The 19185-nt window shown below is 59.2% G+C and carries 19 protein-coding genes; 11 read left to right on the top strand and 8 right to left on the bottom strand.

Annotated features, from left to right (window positions below):
* Positions 1-32 precede the first annotated feature (32 nt).
* From QN222_RS08725 to QN222_RS08715, 3 genes are all read right to left on the bottom strand, one after another.
* Positions 33-200 carry a hypothetical protein gene (locus QN222_RS08725; protein WP_283961500.1) on the bottom strand — a complete coding sequence of 56 codons (168 nt, stop codon included), beginning with the start codon at positions 198-200 and terminating at the stop codon, positions 33-35.
* 224 nt (positions 201-424) lie between these two features.
* On the bottom strand, positions 425-1159 hold the full coding sequence (locus tag QN222_RS08720) for an SDR family oxidoreductase (RefSeq protein WP_283961501.1): 735 nt from the start codon (positions 1157-1159) through the stop codon (positions 425-427).
* A gap of 115 nt (positions 1160-1274) precedes the next feature.
* Positions 1275-1652, bottom strand: coding sequence for an Atu4866 domain-containing protein (locus QN222_RS08715; protein WP_283961502.1), 378 nt, complete (start codon positions 1650-1652; stop codon positions 1275-1277).
* A 100-nt stretch (positions 1653-1752) separates the two neighbouring features.
* Here QN222_RS08715 and QN222_RS08710 point away from each other — a divergent pair, with 100 nt between their 5' ends.
* The gene (locus QN222_RS08710; RefSeq protein WP_283961503.1) at positions 1753-2649 is read left to right on the top strand and encodes a LysR family transcriptional regulator; all 897 of its coding nucleotides are present in this window, start codon (positions 1753-1755) and stop codon (positions 2647-2649) included.
* Between the two features lie 64 nt (positions 2650-2713).
* Here QN222_RS08710 and QN222_RS08705 read toward each other — a convergent pair whose 3' ends face one another.
* Together QN222_RS08705 and QN222_RS08700 are read right to left on the bottom strand one after the other, a co-directional pair.
* Complete coding sequence (locus QN222_RS08705) at positions 2714-3505, bottom strand: EAL domain-containing protein (protein ID WP_283961504.1); 792 nt, start codon at positions 3503-3505, stop codon at positions 2714-2716.
* 70 nt (positions 3506-3575) lie between these two features.
* The gene (locus QN222_RS08700) at positions 3576-4709 is read right to left on the bottom strand and encodes a hypothetical protein (protein WP_283961505.1); all 1134 of its coding nucleotides are present in this window, start codon (positions 4707-4709) and stop codon (positions 3576-3578) included.
* A gap of 284 nt (positions 4710-4993) precedes the next feature.
* Between QN222_RS08700 and QN222_RS08695 the strand changes: the two genes are divergently transcribed.
* The 3 genes from QN222_RS08695 (at position 4994) to QN222_RS08685 (ending at position 7524) form a co-directional block, all read left to right on the top strand.
* Complete coding sequence (locus QN222_RS08695) at positions 4994-6388, top strand: sensor histidine kinase (protein ID WP_336621016.1); 1395 nt, start codon at positions 4994-4996, stop codon at positions 6386-6388.
* Positions 6389-6390: 2 nt separating this feature from the next.
* Positions 6391-7041: a response regulator transcription factor gene (locus tag QN222_RS08690; RefSeq protein ID WP_283961507.1), complete on the top strand. Its 651-nt coding sequence runs from the start codon at positions 6391-6393 to the stop codon at positions 7039-7041.
* Positions 7042-7131: 90 nt separating this feature from the next.
* Positions 7132-7524 carry a GFA family protein gene (locus QN222_RS08685; RefSeq protein WP_283961508.1) on the top strand — a complete coding sequence of 131 codons (393 nt, stop codon included), beginning with the start codon at positions 7132-7134 and terminating at the stop codon, positions 7522-7524.
* Positions 7525-7567: 43 nt separating this feature from the next.
* On the opposite strand, the gene QN222_RS08680 is transcribed toward QN222_RS08685, so the two are convergent.
* Together QN222_RS08680 and QN222_RS08675 are read right to left on the bottom strand one after the other, a co-directional pair.
* Positions 7568-8302: a hypothetical protein gene (locus tag QN222_RS08680; RefSeq protein WP_284005367.1), complete on the bottom strand. Its 735-nt coding sequence runs from the start codon at positions 8300-8302 to the stop codon at positions 7568-7570.
* Positions 8303-8362: 60 nt separating this feature from the next.
* A complete protein-coding gene (locus QN222_RS08675) occupies positions 8363-9868 on the bottom strand; it encodes a winged helix-turn-helix domain-containing tetratricopeptide repeat protein (RefSeq protein WP_283961510.1) in 1506 nt (501 codons plus the stop codon).
* 137 nt (positions 9869-10005) lie between these two features.
* Here QN222_RS08675 and QN222_RS08670 point away from each other — a divergent pair, with 137 nt between their 5' ends.
* Both QN222_RS08670 and QN222_RS08665 read left to right on the top strand, forming a co-directional pair.
* Positions 10006-10257, top strand: coding sequence for a DUF1127 domain-containing protein (locus QN222_RS08670; protein WP_283961511.1), 252 nt, complete (start codon positions 10006-10008; stop codon positions 10255-10257).
* Between the two features lie 102 nt (positions 10258-10359).
* Positions 10360-11526: an MFS transporter gene (locus QN222_RS08665; RefSeq protein WP_283961512.1), complete on the top strand. Its 1167-nt coding sequence runs from the start codon at positions 10360-10362 to the stop codon at positions 11524-11526.
* 208 nt (positions 11527-11734) lie between these two features.
* Here QN222_RS08665 and QN222_RS08660 read toward each other — a convergent pair whose 3' ends face one another.
* A complete protein-coding gene (locus QN222_RS08660; RefSeq protein ID WP_283961513.1) occupies positions 11735-12199 on the bottom strand; it encodes a hypothetical protein in 465 nt (154 codons plus the stop codon).
* 464 nt (positions 12200-12663) lie between these two features.
* On the opposite strand from QN222_RS08660, the gene QN222_RS08655 reads away from it, so the two are divergent.
* The 5 genes from QN222_RS08655 (at position 12664) to QN222_RS08635 (ending at position 18640) form a co-directional block, all read left to right on the top strand.
* Entirely contained in the window at positions 12664-13866 is a 1203-nt protein-coding gene (locus tag QN222_RS08655; protein ID WP_283961514.1) for a right-handed parallel beta-helix repeat-containing protein, read from the top strand.
* A gap of 85 nt (positions 13867-13951) precedes the next feature.
* Positions 13952-14389: a hypothetical protein gene (locus tag QN222_RS08650; protein WP_283961515.1), complete on the top strand. Its 438-nt coding sequence runs from the start codon at positions 13952-13954 to the stop codon at positions 14387-14389.
* A 43-nt stretch (positions 14390-14432) separates the two neighbouring features.
* Positions 14433-15194, top strand: coding sequence for a class I SAM-dependent methyltransferase (locus tag QN222_RS08645; protein ID WP_283961516.1), 762 nt, complete (start codon positions 14433-14435; stop codon positions 15192-15194).
* Positions 15195-15287: 93 nt separating this feature from the next.
* The gene (locus tag QN222_RS08640; protein ID WP_283961517.1) at positions 15288-16139 is read left to right on the top strand and encodes a TylF/MycF/NovP-related O-methyltransferase; all 852 of its coding nucleotides are present in this window, start codon (positions 15288-15290) and stop codon (positions 16137-16139) included.
* Positions 16140-16327: 188 nt separating this feature from the next.
* Positions 16328-18640, top strand: a complete 2313-nt coding sequence (locus QN222_RS08635) for a glycosyltransferase (protein WP_283961518.1) — start codon at positions 16328-16330, stop codon at positions 18638-18640.
* The last annotated feature ends 545 nt before the right edge of the window (positions 18641-19185 follow it).

Below are 19185 nucleotides of genomic sequence, written 5' to 3'. Positions count from 1 at the left end.
AGCGGTACACAGCGCGATCTTGCAGGGACGCCTTAGCGGGTAAATTGCGGAAAAGTCACAGGGTCGATACCCAATGTCCTTAGATCGCGATCATCGGGACGGCGATTGTCTTCAATCGCGCTGGCTATAGCATTTGCGGCACCGATAGCGGCGAATGTGCGACCCAGAAGACCCCTGCCAACTTTACGGATCTTGCTCATCGTGACCCCCTTTCAACCTCAGTTTGCAATAATGCTTTTGCCCGTTGAGCAGGCAAAAGTCGTTGCGATAGCGCAAATAGGGATCGATCCGTTATTAGGCACCAACCGGTTTTTGCTCCCTAATGCCGTAGATTTGTCCGCGGTCGAACGACTGTCAGTTCGGGGCACGGGAACGGCGGTGGCGGGCTGCCCGTGACATCGGCGGACTGCCCGATACGCCGCGTTCAGTGGGGGCTTGCCGTCGGTCGGATGATGATCTCGCTGACATCGACGTCTTCTGGTTGGCTCACCGCGTAAAGGATCGCGTTGGCGACCGCCTCGGGACTGATCGTGATCGCGCGCCAGGCCTTCATCGCATCGCGGGCCGTCGGATCGGTAATCGTGTCGGCAAGTTCGGATGTCGTCGTGCCGGGCGAGATCACTGTGACACGGATTTTGTCGGTCTCCTGCCGCAAGCCATCGGAAATGGCGCAGACGGCGAACTTGGTAGCGCAATAGACGGCCGCGGTCGGCGAAACGCTGTGACCGCCGATCGATGAGAGATTGACGATCTGCCCGCTCCCCTGCTCGCTCATGATCGGTAGCGCCGCTACAATGCCGTAGAGGACGCCCTTGATGTTGACATCGACCATGCGATCCCACTCGTCGACCTTGAGCGCGGCCATCGGCGACAACGGCATGACGCCCGCGTTGTTGACGATGACGTCAAGGCGGCCGAACTCCGACCGGGCATGACGCGAAAAGGCCTCAACCTCCGTTCGGCTGGTCACGTCCAGCCTTCTCATGCGGACGGAGCCGCCGGCAGCAGCGATCTCGTCAGCGAGACGCTCCAGTCGGTCCGCCCGCCGCGCGCCGATCAGCACATGGGCTCCCGCAACTGCGAGAACACGCGCCGTGGCCTCGCCGATACCGCTGCTGGCTCCTGTGATCGCGATGACTTTGCCTTGAATATCCGACATCTCTAGCTCCGTTTCATATTGACCTCGCGATGCGAGGGGGTTCCTGTTTGAAAGGGCTCGACTCCGCGCGAAATCAGCATTGCGCCTGGTGTCCGGCCCTTCGCGGTGTCCGCGGCTATCGGCGGCGAAGGATCATGCCGCCGTGGTGGAGCGTATTCTCGTCCACAAAATCGCCGTCGGCGGTGAAGCCGGTATCGTCCCAATATTCGATATGCTTGCCGGACACCTCGTAGCGCCCCTGGTAGGCGCTCTTGCGGGTGCCACGGGCTTCATCGTAGCGCCCGTTGGCGAGGAGCTCGTGCCGGACATATCCGTCGTCCGTTACCCACATCCCGACATAAGGATGCGATGCCATTGCCACCTGCTTCGCGTGTTGATGCGGCGACGGATCGTGGATCCGGTCTTCACCGGAGGCTGAACTCGCCGATGCGCAGGTCGCAAGCAAGGTGATGGCCGGACCGAGCGCCAGGTTCTTGGAAAAGGTCGTGGACATGCTTCCTCTCATGAAGGTCTGGTGACCATCGCAGAGTATGCGCCCGTCCTGTCGCGATCGAGTTGCCAATCCCGGATGCATTGGTTAGAGTTTCTAACCCATGGTCGATGATTTCGAAGGCATTTCGGTGTTTCTGGCGATCGCCGAAGCGCGCAACTTCCGCGTCGCGAGCGAGCGGCTTGGCGTCACCCGCTCGGCGGTGAGCCAGGCACTTCAGCGCCTGGAAGATCGCATTGGCGTCGCTCTCGTGCAGCGCACGACGCGCAGCGTTAGGCTGACGGAAGCAGGCGAGCTTTTTTACGAGAGCGTGCGTTTATCGGCCGCCCAGGTAAGCGCTGCGGTACAGACGGTACGGGATGTTGAGGCCAATCCGACCGGGCGCTTGCGGATTGCCGTTTCCTCGATCGCCGAGAGCTTCCTGTCCGGCAGGCTGCTCGCGGGTTTTATCGAGGCCTTTCCGAAAGTGAGGCTGGACCTGACGATCACGGACGAAGAGTTCGACATTGTCGAGGCCGGTTTCGATGCCGGCGTGCGCCTTGGTGAAGTCATCGAACAGGACATGATCGCGCTGGCGGTATCGGCGGAACAACGACAATGCGCTGTCGCCTCCCCCGAATATATCGAACGGCACGGGACCCCCAGCCATCCGCGCGATCTCTCGACGCATGTCTGCATCGGCTGGCGGCCGCGTCCGGACGCGGCGCCCTACCGCTGGGAATTCACGGAAAATGGTCGAGATTTCGATGTCTCAGTGGATCCTGCCGTCACAACCAACGACATGGGAATGATGATCCGTCTGGCCACGGCCGGTGCGGGCATCACCTTCGGGATGACGGAGACGTTCCAGCCCTATATCGAGCGCGGCGAACTCGTGCCGCTGCTCGAAGCCTACTGTCCGCCCTTCGCCGGCTTCTATCTCTATTACCCCACGCGCCACCGGCAGCCGCTGAAGCTCCGCGCATTGGTCGAATACATTCGGAAATCGAAAAAGACTTGAACGACGCCGTCGAAAACATCGGCGGAAGCAGGGAGAGGCGCACAGGCGGACCGTGTTCTCGCCCTCACATCATCCATCTGGAAGCGACCGCGTGCCGGGCGGAATTGACCTGTCCGCAATGGACGGGTGGCAGGGTTGGCTCGGACAGGAGAAATCCCTGCACATGTGTTGCCCCGGCTGCTTTCGCAGCCTCTAACTGGGCATATGTCTCGATGCCTTCGACGACGACGGTGGACGCCGCGCAGCACGCCAGACCGACCATGTGCCGAAAGAACCGCTCCGCTTTATCGCCCCGGCGCTGTACGAAAAAGCCGTCGATCTTCACGATATCGACGGGAAGGGACAAAAGCGTTTCGGGCGTCGAATAGCCGGTACCGAAGTCGTCTATCGCGACTTTGTATCCGAGATCGCGAACACTCTGAAGCAACTCAGCCGCGGCGGAGAGCGTCGCAACCGGCAGGCTTTCGGTTATTTCGAGAACTAGGCGCGGAGCCATCGCCCGATGCCTGTGGAGCAGATCGTAGAGAACAGCCCAATTCTGTTTGTCGGCAAGATTTTCCGCCGAAATGTTGCAGCCCAAAGAAGCCGCTGGATGGCAAGCCAACCAGTCGCATGCGAGATCAACCACGTGCCGGTCAAAGGCGGGTGCACGCCCCGACGCTTCGAGAAAGGCTATGAATTCGCCACAGGTTCTGATTGTGCCGTCACGTTCGACGAGTCTTCCGAGGCACTCCGAATAGAGAACTTCGCTTGGGTCGTCGACCGCGTTGATTTGCTGCAGGGAAAAACCGATCCGTCCATGTTGCATCGCCTGTGTCACATGACGAACGACACTGCTGAATTTCTCCAGGTTCATGGATCGATCCGTCCCATTCGGCTTAAGGGCCGGCTGCAGCAGTTACCGCCACTGCCGGCCAGGCTTAGGTTCAATTTGCGGATTCCAGCTCCGGATCGGTTGTCTCAGGTTCCAACTCGGGATCGGCAGGCTCCGGAAGCGTCGCGCGGATCTCGTCGATCTTGCCGACCGCCGGCCCGACACCGAGTATATCCTTGGCGTCAGCGAGCGTGTCGTCGGTCACAACGCCGTCCTTCGTGAAACCCTCGAGGGCTTCGCGAAGCGCTTCATCGCTCAAGGCCGGATCTGTCGGAATGGCGTCCGGGCCGTTCTCAGCCTCGAACTCGGCATAGGCGGTCGCGTAGGCGGAAATGCCGGCCATGCGAGGATCATTGGAGTTCAAATAGGCATGATAGTTCCGATTCAACGAGCTCAGGTTTGCCGTGTCGGAAGTTGTGTTCTCCAGCTCGGTTACGGTCACTGTTTCCGTATCTACGGCCTCCGCCGCCTCCGGATCGGTTGTCTCAGGTTCCAACTCGGGATCGGTAGGCTCCGGAAGCGTCGCGCGGATCTCGTCGATCTTGCCGACCGCCGGCCCGACACCGAGTATGTCCTTGGCGTCAGCGAGCGTGTCGTCGGTCACAACGCCGTCCTTCGTGAAGCTCTCGAGGGCTTCGCGGAGCGCTTCATCGCTCAAGGCAGGATCTGTCGGAATGGCGTCCGGGCCGTTCTCAGCCTCGAACTCGGCATAGGCGATCGCATAGGCGGAAATGGCCTTCATGCGGGGGTCGTTGGAGTTCAAATAGGCATGATAGTTCCGGTTCAGCGAACTGAGCTTTGCTGTGTCGGAAACCGTCTCCGGCGTGGTTACGGTCACCGTTTCCGTCTTCACGACCTTTGCCGCCTTGACTGCCGAGCCGGATTTCTTGTGTGTGGTGACGGATTTTTGCTTCGACGTACCGTGGCTATTGCCGCTTTTCTTGCTCGTCCCTGACGTTCCCGATTTGGACGTTCCCGATTTCCCCGAACTGGAATGCGAGCCACTGTGGCCGCCGCCGTTTCCACCCCCGTGGCCACCGCCGTTGCCCCCTCCCCCGCCGTTTCCACCGCCATTGCCGCCCTTGGCAAAAGCAACAGTCGATGCGCCGAAGGTCACGGCTGCAACTGGGGCGACGGTGAGCGCCAGTGCGACGAAGCTTCGTCCGATTACTTTGGAAATGGTCATGAACTTCTCCGTGTCTTTTGATGTTTGCGGTCCCGCTGCCGATAGCGCCGCTCGAACCGCTTTCGAATTGGTGCAACGTTAGCTTGCGCCGCTCGAGGACACCACCGTCCCCGGACCATTGCGCTGGCGATTAGGACTTAGGTCCGATCGGCCGCCATCAAAAGTCCGATGGACATGACCAAGGCCGCATGGCATTGACCGGCCGCTTGGGCGCATTAGTTTTACCGACGCGACTGCGACCGACGTCCAGCTGCTTTGTTGAGCGTATAACTCCGAGATTCCTCTTGCGTGCCAATGACCTGATCAAACGATGGAACGCGCAGCCGCTGGCGAAGCAGTTCCTGCTGATCGGCGGCATCGTTGCAATGTCCGCCATGCTGGTGGTCGGCGCTTTCGTCACCAGCCTCATTGAAGGCGCCGTTACCCGGAACTCGGCAGCGACGACCGCACTCTACGTCGACAGCGTGATCGCGCCGCTCCTGCCCGACATGCAGACGACGCAAGTGCTCGACGACACGGTTGCGCGCGCGCTCGACGAGACGCTTGGACAAGGGGCGCTCGGAAACCGGTTGCTGGCATTCCGCCTGTGGCGCTCCGACGGCACGATTCTCTACTCGAACGAAGAGAAGATGATCGGACGGCGTTTCGATCTCGGCGACGAGTTGAGAACCGCATTCGGCGGCGAGATGGTGGCTCAGTTCAAGCCCGCCGACGACGCCGCGGATGAGACGAACCAACGGGCGGGCAAACCGCTGCTCGAGATCTACAATCCTGTGCTCCAGCCCTGGTCCGGACAGGTCGTCGCCGTTTCGGAATTCCATGAAATTGCTCACGATTTCGAAACCAGCCTGAGTCAGGCGCGTTTTCTGACCTGGCTGGCCGTCGCAGGCTTCACGCTGGCGTTCTTCATCATGCTTTCGGCAATCGTCATGCGCGGTAGCAGAACCATCGAAAAGCAGCGCCACGCGCTTCGGCAGCGTGTGGACGAGCTTTCGGCCCTGCTCTCGCAGAACGAGGCCCTGCGTGGGCGCCTGCAGCACGCTTCGCAACGCGCAACGGCCTTGAACGAGAACATGCTGCGCCGAATCGGGGCCGATTTGCATGACGGCCCCGCGCAGCTCGTCGCCTTCGCCTCGTTGCGGCTGGACAGCGACGCATTGGTCAGTGCATCAACCTCGGCCGCGGTACGCGAACGGGAAATCACAGCGATCAAGGCAAGCCTCGACGAGGCAATGCACGAGATCAGAACGATATGCAGCGGGCTGGTCCTGCCACAGATCGAGATGGCTAGCCTGCCTGAACTCCTGGAGCGTGTCGTTCGCGCCCATGAACAACGAACCGGATCGACTGTCGAGCTGTCGCTGTCGGATCCGCCCGAGCGCCTTTCTCCCTCCGCAAAGATATGCATATACCGCTTCGTGCAGGAGACGCTCAACAATGCTTACCGCCACGGCGGCGGTGTCGGGCAACGTGTGGCGCAGAGCACGGAAGGCAACAGGGTCTGCATTGCGGTTGCGGACGGCGGAACGGGTTTTGATCCCAAAGAAATACGACCGACGAGCCTCGGACTGGCCGGGCTCCGGGAACGGATAGAGAGTCTGGGCGGCACATTTGAAGTCGACGGTGCCGGCCCCGGTACTATCGCTAGGATGTCACTCGGTATCGAGGAGATTGGATAGGCATGACTGCAGCGATACGCGTGGCGGTAATCGACGATCACCCTCTGTTCAGAGAGGGCGTGACGAGAAGTCTTTCGGAGATTGACGGGTTTGAAATCGTTGCGGAGGGAAGCTCGCGCGACGACGCGCTGAGAATCGCCCAGAATCTTTCTCCAGACGTCATGCTCTTGGACATCTCCATGCCGGGAGGCGGGCTGAACGCGATTCCGCTTATCCTGGAATTGGTACCGCTGCAGAAGATCGTGATGCTTACCGTGTCCGAAGCCGGCGACGACGTCACGGCGGCTCTCAATGGCGGCGCGAAGGGCTATGTCCTGAAGGGGATCGGATCGAGGGCGCTGGCGGACGTCATACGGACAGTGGCCTCCGGCGACAGCTACGTGGCTCCGACACTCTCTGCCAAGCTGCTCTCGAACCCTTCGCCGGCCGCTGTGAGCAAATCCGACCTCATCGCGGAACTGACCGCTCGGGAGCACGAGGTTCTGCGCCTTGTGGCTTCGGGCATGAGCAACAAGCAGGTCGCAAGAAAGCTCGATCTCCAGGAGAAAACCGTCAAGCACCACATGACGCAGATCATGACGAAACTTGGCGCCGCCAACCGGACGGAAGCCGCGATGGTGCTGCGCGACGCAATAGACGGTCGCTCCGGTTAGATAATTTCGAAACCGCGCAGCCGGCAATTTGCAATGGCAGTGTTGTTCGTCGTAAACATTCCGTCCGCTTGATCTTATAGGAGATGCAGCATGGACCGATTTACGGGCGGCTGCCTGTGCGGCAACGTCCGCATTGTGGCGTCGGGACTCCCATACCGGGTCGGCCTTTGTCACTGTCTCGACTGCCGCAAGCATCATGGGGCGCTTTTTCACGCTTCCGCGATATTCCCTCAGGATGCGGTGACGATCGACGGCGAAACACGCGACTACGCCGGGCGGTTTTTCTGTCCCCGCTGCGGCTCGCCCGTTTTCGGGCGTAGCGCAGACGAGATCGAAGTGAACCTGGGATCCCTCGATGCCCATGACCAACTGACGCCAACCTACGAACTCTGGACCATCCGTCGCGAGTCCTGGTTGCCTCCGTTTCCGCTCAAGAGACGATACGACCGCGATCGTGACGCCACGAGTCGCTTTGAGGAGTAGGTGGCACGAACGGTGCGAAGGTGCCGCGGAGATACCTTGGCCGTCAGATATCGGCAATCATCTTGTCGATCACATCGTAACCCCGGTACCCCTCGATCACATTCCAGCCTGAGAATATCTGATACACGAAGCTGCACAGCGGCTTCGATTCGTCGTATCCGGGAGTTGACCGCCGCAGGGAAAGCAGCATTAATTCAAGGCGCTTGAAGAAGTCGAAGAGCTCCTTGTCCTCCATCGTGTAGTTGTGCAGCACAAATTCGATCTGCCTCACTAGCATCTCCAGATTCAGGATAATCCGGCGGAATTCCGGTGTGTCGTAGCTCATTTGGTTTTCAAATGCATAGAAGCCCTCGTCCGCCTCGCGCCCACCTTGGAAGGCTTTCTTAAAGCCATCGGTCGTCATCAAGGTTTCTATAGTGTCGTGATCTGCCTGAAGATCGGAACGACCGCCTTTGATGCTCGCAAAAAGAACTTGATATAGGATGTCCTTCTTAATGCTGCGGTACATCCGCGTGAGGTTGTCTTTGATAATACGCCTTTTCCGCTGCTCGGGAATGTAGACCACCAGCCAATAGAAGAAGAAAGAGACAAGCCCGCCGGCGAGTAAATTCATTGCTACTGAATAGGCATCCTCCCACCAGCGTGGCTTTAAAATCGGGGAGAACTCAAAGGTAAGGAAGCCCACAAGCAGGACCAAGTTGAGCGCAAACCATAGCGTGACCTTGCCTGTCACCTTCTCCAATTTTGTGTCTAGCGAAGGGAGTCGGGCCTGTACCATGATGCGCTCATTTTATGATTGATCTGAGTGGCCGTTTGCGAAGTCAGTCACGCCGGCGCGTCACTCCGGAAGACCGGCCTTGCGGAAGCCATCAACGAAGTGCTCAAGCGCCGCAGCGTCGCGGAACGGCTCCGTCGCGGCCCAGTGGCGGGTTGAGAAATGCCGGTTGGCGACGAGGAACAGTTCGACCTCCGCGCGCGCTTCGTCGAGCCGGCCCAGTTGGGCAAGGCTTGCCGCCAGGAAACGGCGTGAGCTTGTGCGATAAGTCTCGTCCCTGCGCAGTGTTTCGACAGCGGCTTCGTAGTCGCGGGCCGCATATTGCGCCTGGCCGAGCGTCAGATAGTACCAGCTCGCCGGAAACGGGTTCAGCCGGAACGCCTTGCGAATGTGCTCAAGGCCCTCATCGACCCGCCCAGCCAGGACCGCGATGTCGGATAGTGTCGCCCAGGTGTCGGCCTCGTTCGGGTCGAGCTCGATCGCCTTGGCAAATTCCGCATCGGCCTCGGCGAAGCTGCGCTCATAGGCCAGCAGGTTAGCCAGGACCCAGCGGCAGCCAGCATCGTTGGGATCGATCGCGACCGCTTTGCGCGCGAATTCCAGGGCAACGCTGCGGTTGGGTTCAATGGGTTCACCCCAATGCACCCATCCCGTCCAGTGGTTCATGGCAAGCCAGCGATAGGCCTCGGCGTATTCGGGATCGAGCGACACCGCGCGCGTGAGCATCAGATGCGCTTCGCGCGCCGTCTGCGGCGAATCATCGATCAGCTTGCGCGCCCGCACGCAGAGATCGTAAGCCTCGAGATTTTTGGGCCGATTGCGCGGCGGCGGCGCGCGCAGCCGGCCGAGCAACGCCTCCACAATCTTGCCGGTGACCTCGTCCTGAACGGCAAAGATATCTTCCAGGCTGCGATCGAAGCGTTCCGCCCACAGATGTTCGCCACTCACCGCGTCGACGAGCTGGGCGTTGATGCGCACACGCCCTGCGGCGCGTCTTGCGCTACCCTCCAGCAGGTAGCGCACGCCACGGTCTCGTGCGATCTCGCGCACGTCCATCGCCTTCCCTTTGTAGGCAAAGGCTGAGTTGCGTGCGATGACGAACAGGCCGGAGATCCTGGACAGGTCGGTGATCAGGTCTTCGCTCAACCCGTCCACGAAGAATTCCTGCTCGGGATCATTGCTGAAATTCACGAAGGGCAGCACGGCGATCGATGGTTTGCTGGGCAGCGGCAAAGGTTTCGTCGCGCTACCGAGCTGTTCGATGACGCCTATAAAGCGGTAGCCGACGCGCGGAACAGTGGAGATCCATTCGCCGCCGTCGGCGGCCGGACCAAGCAGCTTCCTCAGCTGCGCGATCTGGACGGTGAGGTTGCCTTCCTCGACGGCCGTGCCCGGCCATGCTGCGTCCATCAACTCGGCCTTGGCCAGGATTTCACCGGGCCGCTCGACGAGCGCCGCAAGCAGCTTCAGCCCGCGATAGCCAACGGCGACAGGATCATCGTTCCGAAGGAGCGTTCCCGCACCCGGATCTAGTACGAACGGACCGAAAGCAAAGCGCGATTCCTGCATGCGGCGTATCTATAGTCCGTTTGGAAGTTTTTGAGAACTTTTTGGGAAGGCTTAATTACAGCGCCGTTCGTATCCTGCAGAATTCATTCCTCTTTTTAGGTCGATGCCCGCGGACCTCAATCCGCATGGAGGTTGCTATGAACCAAACTTTCAGCCCTGCGCCGGCCCCGCATCAGGCAGTACGGCCAGGAACGCGCGTGGAGTTGGCGGACGTATCGCGTCGGCACCTGGCGACCCTGCGAGGCATTATCGCGACCTGGGACAAGCGGATACGCTTTCGCTGGGAGCTTGAGCAAAAGTCGAAGGACGATCCCCATTTGATCGACGATATCGGTCTGACGAGACATGAGGTCGAGGCGGAGATCGCCAAGCCCTTTTGGCAAAGATAAGGCGAATGCTGCAATGACACCGGATCGCCAGTTCCCGCCTGCCGCAGCAGCTTGCCGGCACTTGCACTTGCCGAAATTTGCCGACTCTGCTTCGAAGCCCGCATGACGGCCGAAAGCACAACATCACCGCGAGAGGATCGGATCCCGTGGGCCGCGATGGCGGGCATCATCGCGACCGTCACGGTATTCGCCGTGGCACAGGGGCTGACCTATCCGCTGCTCAGCTTCATCCTGGAGCGGCAGGCGACGACGCCCGGCCTGATCGGCTTGTCGGCGGCGATGACGCCCCTGGGATTCATCGTTTCCGCGCCCGTCATTCCGACGCTGGTGTGGCGCCTGGGCGGGGCGCGGCTGGCAATCCTGTGTTCGATGCTGGCGGCGCTCACCCTGATCGCGATTGCCTGGACACAGGACGTCTGGACCTGGATGCCGCTGCGCTTCCTGCTCGGTTTCTTCGCCAATCCGCTTTACGTGCTCAGCGAAACCTGGCTGATCTCGATCACGCCCGCGCCGCGCCGGGCCCGCATCATGGGCCTCTATTCATCGATCGTTTCGGGTGGCTTCGCCATCGGCCCGCTGTCGCTCGGGCTCGTCGGAACGCAGGGTTGGCCGCCCTTCATGGTCGGCATCGTGGCCTTCCTTCTCTGCGGCCTGATCGTGCTTGCGGTCGTGCCGCGCCTGCCTGAGGTGCCGCATGAAGGCGAGGCAACGTCGGTTGCCCGTTTCTTCGCACTGGCGTCGCTCCTGTTGTTCTCGGTTTTCACTGCTGCCGCCTTCGAACAGATCCTGCTTTCCTTGTTCGCGGTCTATGGCGCCGCGCTCGGCAGCGCCGAGGAGCGCATCGCTTCGCTCATCACCTGTTTCATCGCGGGCAATGCGGCGCTGCAGATTTTGCTCGGGCGCGCGGCCGAGCAGTTTGGCTCGACGCGAACCCTGTTATTCTGCGCCCTGGCGTCGCTGGCGGGCTGCCTGCTACTGCCGTCGATCTTCAACTCGTGGCTCATCTGGCCGCTCGTTTTCGTCTGGGGCGGGGTCTCGTTCGGGATCTACACCCTGTCGCTGATCCAACTCGGCGAGCGTTTCACCGGTCGAGCCTTGATCGCCGGTAACGCGGCCTTCGCGTTCGTATGGGGCATCGGCGGCATCGTGGGCTCGCCCGCGACAGGAGTGGCGATGCAACTGATCGGACATCGGGGGTTGCCAGCGTCCCTTGGGCTGCTTTGCTGTGTGCTGGCGGTGTTTCTGATGGCGGAGAAACGGAGGGGCTGATCGAGGGGCACCGTGTGGTCAGAGAACGACGCTGTCGATCTTCGACACAGGTGCCAGGTGAAGGCGCAAGGATTTCCATGCCGAGTGGAGGATGCCGTTGCCCTGCAGCATTCTACCCGGTTTGGCCCCCTTCGAAGAGTGGGTAGCAGTTTACTGTCCGGATTCTCTCGGTCCAAAAGCGAGCGCGTCGCGTTTCAACGAACGTGCTCTAATCAACGAAAGCTTGGAGCCGCTTTTCATCTGCCGAGGTTGCTCGCCGGTTGACGATCGTACGGCCGCGCGAGTCCTTCATGATGTAGCGGCCGCCCCTGATTTCCTCGCTTAATCCGTCGGAATGGCGAACACTCAGGCCCGAACCGTTGTCTCGAACAGTCGTGCTCTTTCCGGTCGACCTGGCCGAACCGGTGTTCGACCGGCTATTGCTTGAGCCGCCGCTTCCCTTCCCACCGCTATTTCCGCCGCCGCCGCCGTTGCCGCCGCCTCCGTTGCCACCGTTTCCATTTCCGCCACCGTTGCCATTGCCACCGCCGTTGTTGCCATTCTTGGCGAGGGCGGACTGCGAGGCGACGTCAAGTGTGGAGCCGGACACCGTGATCTTGTACGGGAGGGCCGCGATGGCGAAGCCGATCGACGCGGTGCACAACGCGGTGAGGAACTTTCGACGCTCCATCATTTCAGCCCTTTAAAAACCTCCATCGGCGCTTCACCCGACCACGGTGTTGAAAACATGCGGGCGCAACGGCTGCCATTTCCGTGCGGCGAAAAGCGCCGTCGACGCGACAAGCCTGCGAGACACCCTGAAATCTTTGCTCACGCTTCAATCCCACCGTCAACTCCGAGCACCGAAAAGCCCGGCTGCCCCGGACCTTTAACTCGGCCCGCTCAGACGTTCGTCCGGCCCGTTTAGGACCAAGGTCTGAGGCAATCATGGCGCTTCCTGCATCGGCTATTAGCACACGATCAGGGGGCAGATCGAATGCCGTCACGTGCCATCACGCTACCGCTTCTAGCCCGCCCCGGCTTCCATCACCGTTGCCAATTGTTTTCCAAAGATGCCAGAAAAGGGCACGTGATCGCGATTCGGAACGGCTAGGCGAAACGCTTGTTCCGATTCAGACGGACCCAGGACTCGAGCTGATGATGCATCCGACGAAGATCATACGCCTGTCCCTGGCAAGCCTGGCCCTAGCAAGCCTGGCCTTAGCAAGCCTGATCTTGGCGAGTTGCCAAAGCGATCTGGCGATGGTGGCGGACGCTGCCTTTAGCCAGCCGCCCAGGCCTCCGGTCGAACAGCAGCCCGTCCCCGAGCAGCCGACAGCCCCGCCTGCGCCGGCACCGGAACAGGTGGAGCCAAAGCCCGCCTGCGGCGCTGACGTGCAGGCTAAGCTGAAGGCCCCCGGCACGAATGCCGTTTCGCTCGATTGCAGCATCCGCCTTTCCCCGACCGACGTCGTGACGCATCCCCTCGTCTTCGAAGGTGCTGCCGCCTCCGGATCTCAACTCGATTGCGGTGGAGGGACCATCGATGCCAGCGCCGGCACATCCCGGAGGCAGAAAACGGCGGTCGTCGTCCGGTCCAGCAAGGTCGGGTCCGGAGCCTGGTCAGCACCATCGAACGTCACGATCCGCAATTGCAGGATCAACGGCTTCGTCCGCGTTCATGGTCTCGGCGAGAACGCCAATGGCGAGACCATGAAAGCATCGTCGCTGAACGCCAACCATACGGCATTCGCACAAGCTTCGGCCCCGAAGAACGTCCGCCTGGAAAATGTGACTTTCAACGCCCCCGACGGCATACCCCTTTACATCGGACCCGGCGTGACCGGAGCGACCCTCGTCGACTCACGCATTGACGGCAAGTCGACGTCCGTCGCGGTTTATCTCGACGCGGAATCCGCCAACAACACGATCAGCAACAATGTCTTCGGAATCTCCACCGAAAACCGGGAACTGATCGCCATCGACGGCTCGGCAAACAACAGAATTGCCAACAACACCTTCGAACACCCCGAAAATGGCGGGATATTCGTTTATCGCAACTGCGGAGAAGGTGGCGTCATCCGCCACCAGAAACCTGAGTTCAATCAGATCACCGGCAACACATTCCGCTATGGATCGGCTTTTCTGACCCAACCGGCTGTCTGGCTGAACTCCCGCAACGGCAACCGCAGCTATTGCTCCGACGAACCCGCTTCCCCCTTCGGCAGCAGCGCCAGCAATCTTGATTTCGCTCAGCACAACGTCGTTCGTGACAACAAGCTCGTGGGTGGCTCTGAAAGCCTTATCCGAAATGATGATCCCACGAACGATATCTGGGGGAATATGGTGACCGGTGGGTGATGCTGGTGGCGCGAGGCGGTCCCGCCCTAAAACAGTTTAGGTTGCAGGCAATCTCTGGCTTTGTTGGCGCATCGGAAGTCAAGACATGACTATCGTTGCGAGCGGTATCGCTGACGCAACTGCCAAACCGTCCAGATCACTGTCGAAATCTTCGAAAGCGAATGACTCACAAATATCTGTGGGTATAGGATTTATCTTTAATCACCAATCACCTAAGTACCCCTCGGGTATGTTGGGTTGGGGGAATATGAGGTTTGCATTCACTTTGTCACTTGCCGCCGTCGGCATTTCATTTTTGTTGCCGAGCGACGGCTTAAAGGCGGCATTGTTTATCGCCTGCGCGATTCTTGCGTTCGTCGTAATGCGAGAACAGGACGAGGAAAAGGTAGAGAAAGAAGAAGGACAACAGGAAGAACCCCATGATCACCCCGAGGCTCATCTCGCTAATGAGCGTGGGGAGACTGGTGATGATGCGGGCGCATATGCATATGATTACTATGGCGATAGAATTCAATCGCGCTGAGGCCTAACCTGAAGCGCCCGAACGGCCGCCAGGCAAAGCGGGCTTGGAGGCATGGTTTATCCACGTCTTCATCTTGTTTGCTGAGTTGCTTTTACCGATGATTGAGTCGTGGCATTCTCTTCACTCGCTGGAGGAGCGTGAGGAGGACGCGATGCTAGAATCTATTCTGAACCTCAATGCCAATCTGAAGGTCAACCGCGAGCGCTGGGGGAACAGGGATCGATGGGAGAAGCACGACAAGTACGGCTATCAATGGGGCAACGGCTATAAGCAGACGCACGGGGAAACGGCTGCACTGGCCGATACCTTCCTTCGGCCTCACATCCCAGCCGGGAGATACGACCTGAAGGTATTGGAGTTGTCCCCTGGCGCAGGGCGATTCACAGCCGAACTCATCCGATATGCATCTTCGATAGACCTACTGGATATGAATGAGGCATGCCTTGAGTTGACTAGGGAACGCTTCAAGATGACACCCGTGCCGATGCGGACCTACCACAATGACGGGCAATCCTGCGCGATGGTCGAAGACGCTGATTATGATCTTATCGCGTGCTTTGACAGCATGGTGCACATGCATCCCGTCATCATTCATGGCTACGTGACGCAGCTCGGCGCGCGGCTGGCTCCCGGAGGCCTCCTATGGCTTGACCACAGCGGCAAAGGCGCGAACGACAAGGGTCACCGCACCGACATGACGCCGGAGAAAATGTCCGATCTGGCGCGTGAAGCAGGGCTCAACGTCGTCAGCCAGTCATTCAGAAACAACAAAGATTGCGTCAGCGTTCTGGCGAGGCCCCAATAGGGCAAGCCGGGCTCTCTTGCCAGTGCGGCGCGTTGACTTTCACGCGCCGCCCTCTAATAGTTCGCCCGCTTTTATATGAGGGGCGACGTCCATATGGCAAATTATACGACCGCAGAACGGTTCACTGCGTTTCTACTCACCTATCTGCCGAGGCTATCTGCGGTTGCGAGCGTGATGGCCCACGAAAAGACCGGGTCAAGGTACGTCCCGCTGATTGCGGCCCACGAGGCTGCCATTGGGAAGCCGGGCGTCTGTCTAGAGTTCGGCGTATTCAAAGGTGCATCGATTAACTACACCGGCAAGAAATATTCGAAGAGGAAGTTTTTCGGCTTCGACAGCTTCGAGGGTTTTCCGTCTGACGGCCGGAGCGATTGGGATCAGGATTTCTCTGTCGGCGGCAAGTTGCCGGAGGTTCCCCCGAACGTTACCCTTGTAAAGGGCTTCTTCTCCGACACCCTTCCGGGATTCCTCGCAAAACTCACTGATGATGTCGCTGTCGTGAATGTCGATTGCGATATTTATTCTTCGACCAAGGACGTCTTCGACACGCTCATAAAGCACAAAAGGTTGCGGCCTGGCGTTACAGTCGCATTCGATGAACTCATCAACTATCGCGAGTTTCTCTGGAATGAGATTTTTGCCCTTTTCGAGATGCTCGAAGCAACGGGTCTTGGGATACGTTGGCTGAGCGTGCACCAGAAAGTACGCGGCCTCGAAGAAACAATAACGATGCTCTGGGAAGGAAACCATCCCACCTGGGGCCAGGATCAGGAGAACGGCTACAGGCAGCAGGCTTCCCTAATCCTCACAGAAGGTGGCCTGGACTTGAGCATTCTCGACGAGCCCTACAGCAGAAAGCGGGTTCTTGAACTCGCAAAGCGCCTCTCGGCTTGTGTGCTGATGTACGCTCCGGAATTCCTTCCGAAGCTCGGCGTAAGAACATGACGCGTTTCCGGCTCGTCTAGTCTGGCTCCGCCTAACTACGGCCAGATTCGCCTGATGCTACAACCAGAATACAAAAGCGGCAGAGCGGCAGACCGAGCGCTCTGCCGCTTTCGCATCCGTCACTTGAATGTGACCGAACGGTGTTTTAACAGACGCCTCGGGGGCTCCAACTGGAGAAACGTCACCATATGAAGATTACGCTGATCATCGCCATCAGAACCTCGGACTTCACTGACTACGCTAAGAGGCTGCAACTTAGGGACGATCTCGCCTTGAACGGCGTTCACACCATTATCGTTGATGATGGCAGCCCGTCTGACGTTTCTCAGGATATCGAAAAATTCTGCAGCGCGCGTAATTACCAGTACATCCGGCTGCAAACCGAGGAACTGCCATTTTCACTTTCTCGCGCCCGCAACGCCGGCATTGACGCCGCGTCGACCGAATGGCTCTGCTTTGAGGACATAGACCTCGCATACAGCAGGGACTTCTATCAGCGCTTGTTGCGCGAGTTGAATCTGCTTGACGACACTCCGTTCAATTTTCTCACCGTGCCGGCCGTCTATCTCTCGGCGGAGCAGACCGAACGCGTTTTCGCCAACGGCATGGACGCCGAATATGAGCGCGCGCTGACTGGCGCCCTGCTGGAAGATCCCCGCGGGGATATATCCAACTCTGCGCTTCAGCACTACGCGCCGGCAAGCTCCGTGGTCGCCCTGAGGCGGAAAACTGCTCTTTATGTTGGCGCTTTCGACGAGAGCTTTGCAGGCTGGGGCGGTGAAGACAGAGACTTCGTTTTCCGTCTTCTGATCTCGAACAGCAAAATCGAGAAGCCCCACAACTTCGAAATCACCAAGAACTGGAATCTCAACGACACGGCCGAGTTCGAAGGCTGGCGCGCCCTTTATCGGATGCATGGCGATTATCTTGCACGGAAAGGCATGTACGCCTTTCACCTCTTTCACGAGACCTTGGCGTGGCGGAGCGGGAAGTCGAATATCACCTTGGCCGCAGAAAAGGCAGAGCGCTATCACGCCACGAAAAAGGTGCCGACGCGTCGCGACCCGAACCTGCCACCGGACATCATCCTCGGCTTTAACCCCCACATTGCCAACGAAAGCATCTTCCGGTCGCTCGACAACCCCGTGATTATTGATGAAAACGGGCGGGAAGACCCCGAGCTATTTGCGCAGTCGATCGTCGATCGAAAACCGCGCACCGTCCTGATGTGGAACCCCTATGGCTTGCCGTGGCGAAAGAAGGTCTACAATGCGTTGCGAGCCAAAGGCATTGACCCCGTCGTCGGTGAGCGCGGCGCTCTGCCACGGGCGCTCTATTTCGACAAGGGGGGCCTTTGCGTCGAAAGCCCCAGCTACAGCGAGGGATGCTGGGCCAAGTCTTTGAGCGAAGAACAGGAAGCCGCCGTCAAAGCCTATATCGAGAATATGCGCTTTGGCGATCATGCTCTCGAAAAGCAATCGGGCCGCGTTGGCCCCGCCTTGATGCGTCATCGCCTCAATATACCTCATGAGGCGAAGGTTCTGTTCGTTCCCCTTCAGCTCGCCGATGACACCGTTACTACTCTCTTCTGCGAGAAGAACCGCGAATACGAGGCCTACCTGCTGGATCTGAAGCGCCTCTCGCTGGCGCTCCCGAGAGACTGGGTCATGGTTTATAAAAACCATCCACTCTCAAATGAGAAGCTCAACCTCACCTCTGCGATCTGCGCCGATGACTATCACGTCCATGACGCTCTGGAAGCCGCGTCGGCGGTCGCCTTGTTCAACTCCGGCGTAGGCGTGATCTCGATGGCGTTCAACAAGCGGGTCTTTCACTACGGCCCTTGCTTCTATTCGATCGATGGCGTCAACGAGCGGTTCGACAATGTCGACCAGATGGTCAACAGCCTCGCGAATGTTGCCCCGGTCGACAAGCAGAAGGTCCATCAGTTCTACAACTACCTACTCACCGAGCTTTACAGTTTCGCGGATTGGAAGTCGGAAATCGCGAGCTTCAGCCCATCATCGAACCGCACCAAAGTGAAAGACATCAAGTACACCGAAGTGCGTATTCCGGGCTACGCTCCCGCGTTCTATCAGCATCCGGCCTTTGATCTTCGCAAATCTGTGCTCTTCGATCCCTATCGTTACCACGCCGACAAGGTAGCCACTGATGAACAGACCGACGCTCCCAGCGGTAAGAAGATCGGCGCTAAGCCGTCGACAGCGCTTGTCTCAGTGATGGTGGCGAACGGCAAGTTCAGCGCGGCCGCTGCCCACTACGAGGCCGCCTATGCAAAAGACAAATCGAAACCGAACCTGCTGCGGGCGGCGGCCGAATACCGCATCGAGGCCGGCAACCACAGCAAGGCAGTCAAGCATTTGAAGCAGGCCAAAAAACAGCTTCCGGGCAATGCGGCGGTGCGCAAACGTCTGCTGGTCCTGCAGTATCCGTTCTTGAAACATGTAATCGGCGAGAATAGGTTCCCCGTCGAGTTGTAAGAAAACAGGGGGGCCGAAGAGCTGCCGGATTCTCCGGTTTTATTGCGGCAGAAAGTCTTGCGCCAGTCATCAGACCGTTTACTCGCGCCCTCCAGACCAATATCAGCGCGCAACACGAAGGTGCGCTTGCCTGATCGCGCTATTGAGGTCACTTGTCACCAGCGCCTTAAGGGCGCAGGTAGCCTAGATATCGGATGATCTGGGCTCGCGATAAACCCACGCACCGACGAAATGTACGACGAGGAATTGCTGCCATACGTCATCGGGAGAAAATCGAACGATGGGATCGTGGGACAGGCTCAGATTGGAGTCCCCCGCCGAGCGATTCGCGTTGGTCGCAGTTGCGGGGATGGTGTCGTCTTTGCCGCCGGCTACGGGCACTGACAAAACCGGACCGCGAACCGCTTTTCGCGGGCGCGTGTCTCGTCTATCCTTCGTGTTCAACCGGAGCAACGACAACAACGATCGTGTCGGCAAGGACCGCGATGTCGAAGATTTCAAAGCAGGCCAGCGTCCGTTTCTTCCTCAGCCGGTCGGATCCGACA

Source organism: Sinorhizobium sp. 6-70, from assembly GCF_030124375.1.
Lineage (GTDB): Bacteria > Pseudomonadota > Alphaproteobacteria > Rhizobiales > Rhizobiaceae > Sinorhizobium.
This window is presented reverse-complemented; position numbering and strand designations above follow the sequence as displayed.

Bases quoted from the DNA above. Each gene is read 5' to 3' on its own strand.
- QN222_RS08725 (WP_283961500.1), bottom strand. From the start codon at position 200: ATGAGCAAGATCCGTAAAGTTGGCAGGGGTCTTCTGGGTCGCACATTC.
- QN222_RS08720 (WP_283961501.1), bottom strand. From the start codon at position 1,159: ATGTCGGATATTCAAGGCAAAGTCATCGCGATCACAGGAGCCAGCAGC.
- QN222_RS08715 (WP_283961502.1), bottom strand. From the start codon at position 1,652: ATGTCCACGACCTTTTCCAAGAACCTGGCGCTCGGTCCGGCCATCACC.
- QN222_RS08710 (WP_283961503.1), top strand. From the start codon at position 1,753: ATGGTCGATGATTTCGAAGGCATTTCGGTGTTTCTGGCGATCGCCGAA.
- QN222_RS08705 (WP_283961504.1), bottom strand. From the start codon at position 3,505: ATGAACCTGGAGAAATTCAGCAGTGTCGTTCGTCATGTGACACAGGCG.
- QN222_RS08700 (WP_283961505.1), bottom strand. From the start codon at position 4,709: ATGACCATTTCCAAAGTAATCGGACGAAGCTTCGTCGCACTGGCGCTC.
- QN222_RS08690 (WP_283961507.1), top strand. From the start codon at position 6,391: ATGACTGCAGCGATACGCGTGGCGGTAATCGACGATCACCCTCTGTTC.
- QN222_RS08685 (WP_283961508.1), top strand. From the start codon at position 7,132: ATGGACCGATTTACGGGCGGCTGCCTGTGCGGCAACGTCCGCATTGTG.
- QN222_RS08680 (WP_284005367.1), bottom strand. From the start codon at position 8,302: ATGGTACAGGCCCGACTCCCTTCGCTAGACACAAAATTGGAGAAGGTG.
- QN222_RS08675 (WP_283961510.1), bottom strand. From the start codon at position 9,868: ATGCAGGAATCGCGCTTTGCTTTCGGTCCGTTCGTACTAGATCCGGGT.
- QN222_RS08670 (WP_283961511.1), top strand. From the start codon at position 10,006: ATGAACCAAACTTTCAGCCCTGCGCCGGCCCCGCATCAGGCAGTACGG.
- QN222_RS08665 (WP_283961512.1), top strand. From the start codon at position 10,360: ATGACGGCCGAAAGCACAACATCACCGCGAGAGGATCGGATCCCGTGG.
- QN222_RS08660 (WP_283961513.1), bottom strand. From the start codon at position 12,199: ATGATGGAGCGTCGAAAGTTCCTCACCGCGTTGTGCACCGCGTCGATC.
- QN222_RS08655 (WP_283961514.1), top strand. From the start codon at position 12,664: ATGATGCATCCGACGAAGATCATACGCCTGTCCCTGGCAAGCCTGGCC.
- QN222_RS08650 (WP_283961515.1), top strand. From the start codon at position 13,952: ATGACTATCGTTGCGAGCGGTATCGCTGACGCAACTGCCAAACCGTCC.
- QN222_RS08640 (WP_283961517.1), top strand. From the start codon at position 15,288: ATGGCAAATTATACGACCGCAGAACGGTTCACTGCGTTTCTACTCACC.
- QN222_RS08635 (WP_283961518.1), top strand. From the start codon at position 16,328: ATGAAGATTACGCTGATCATCGCCATCAGAACCTCGGACTTCACTGAC.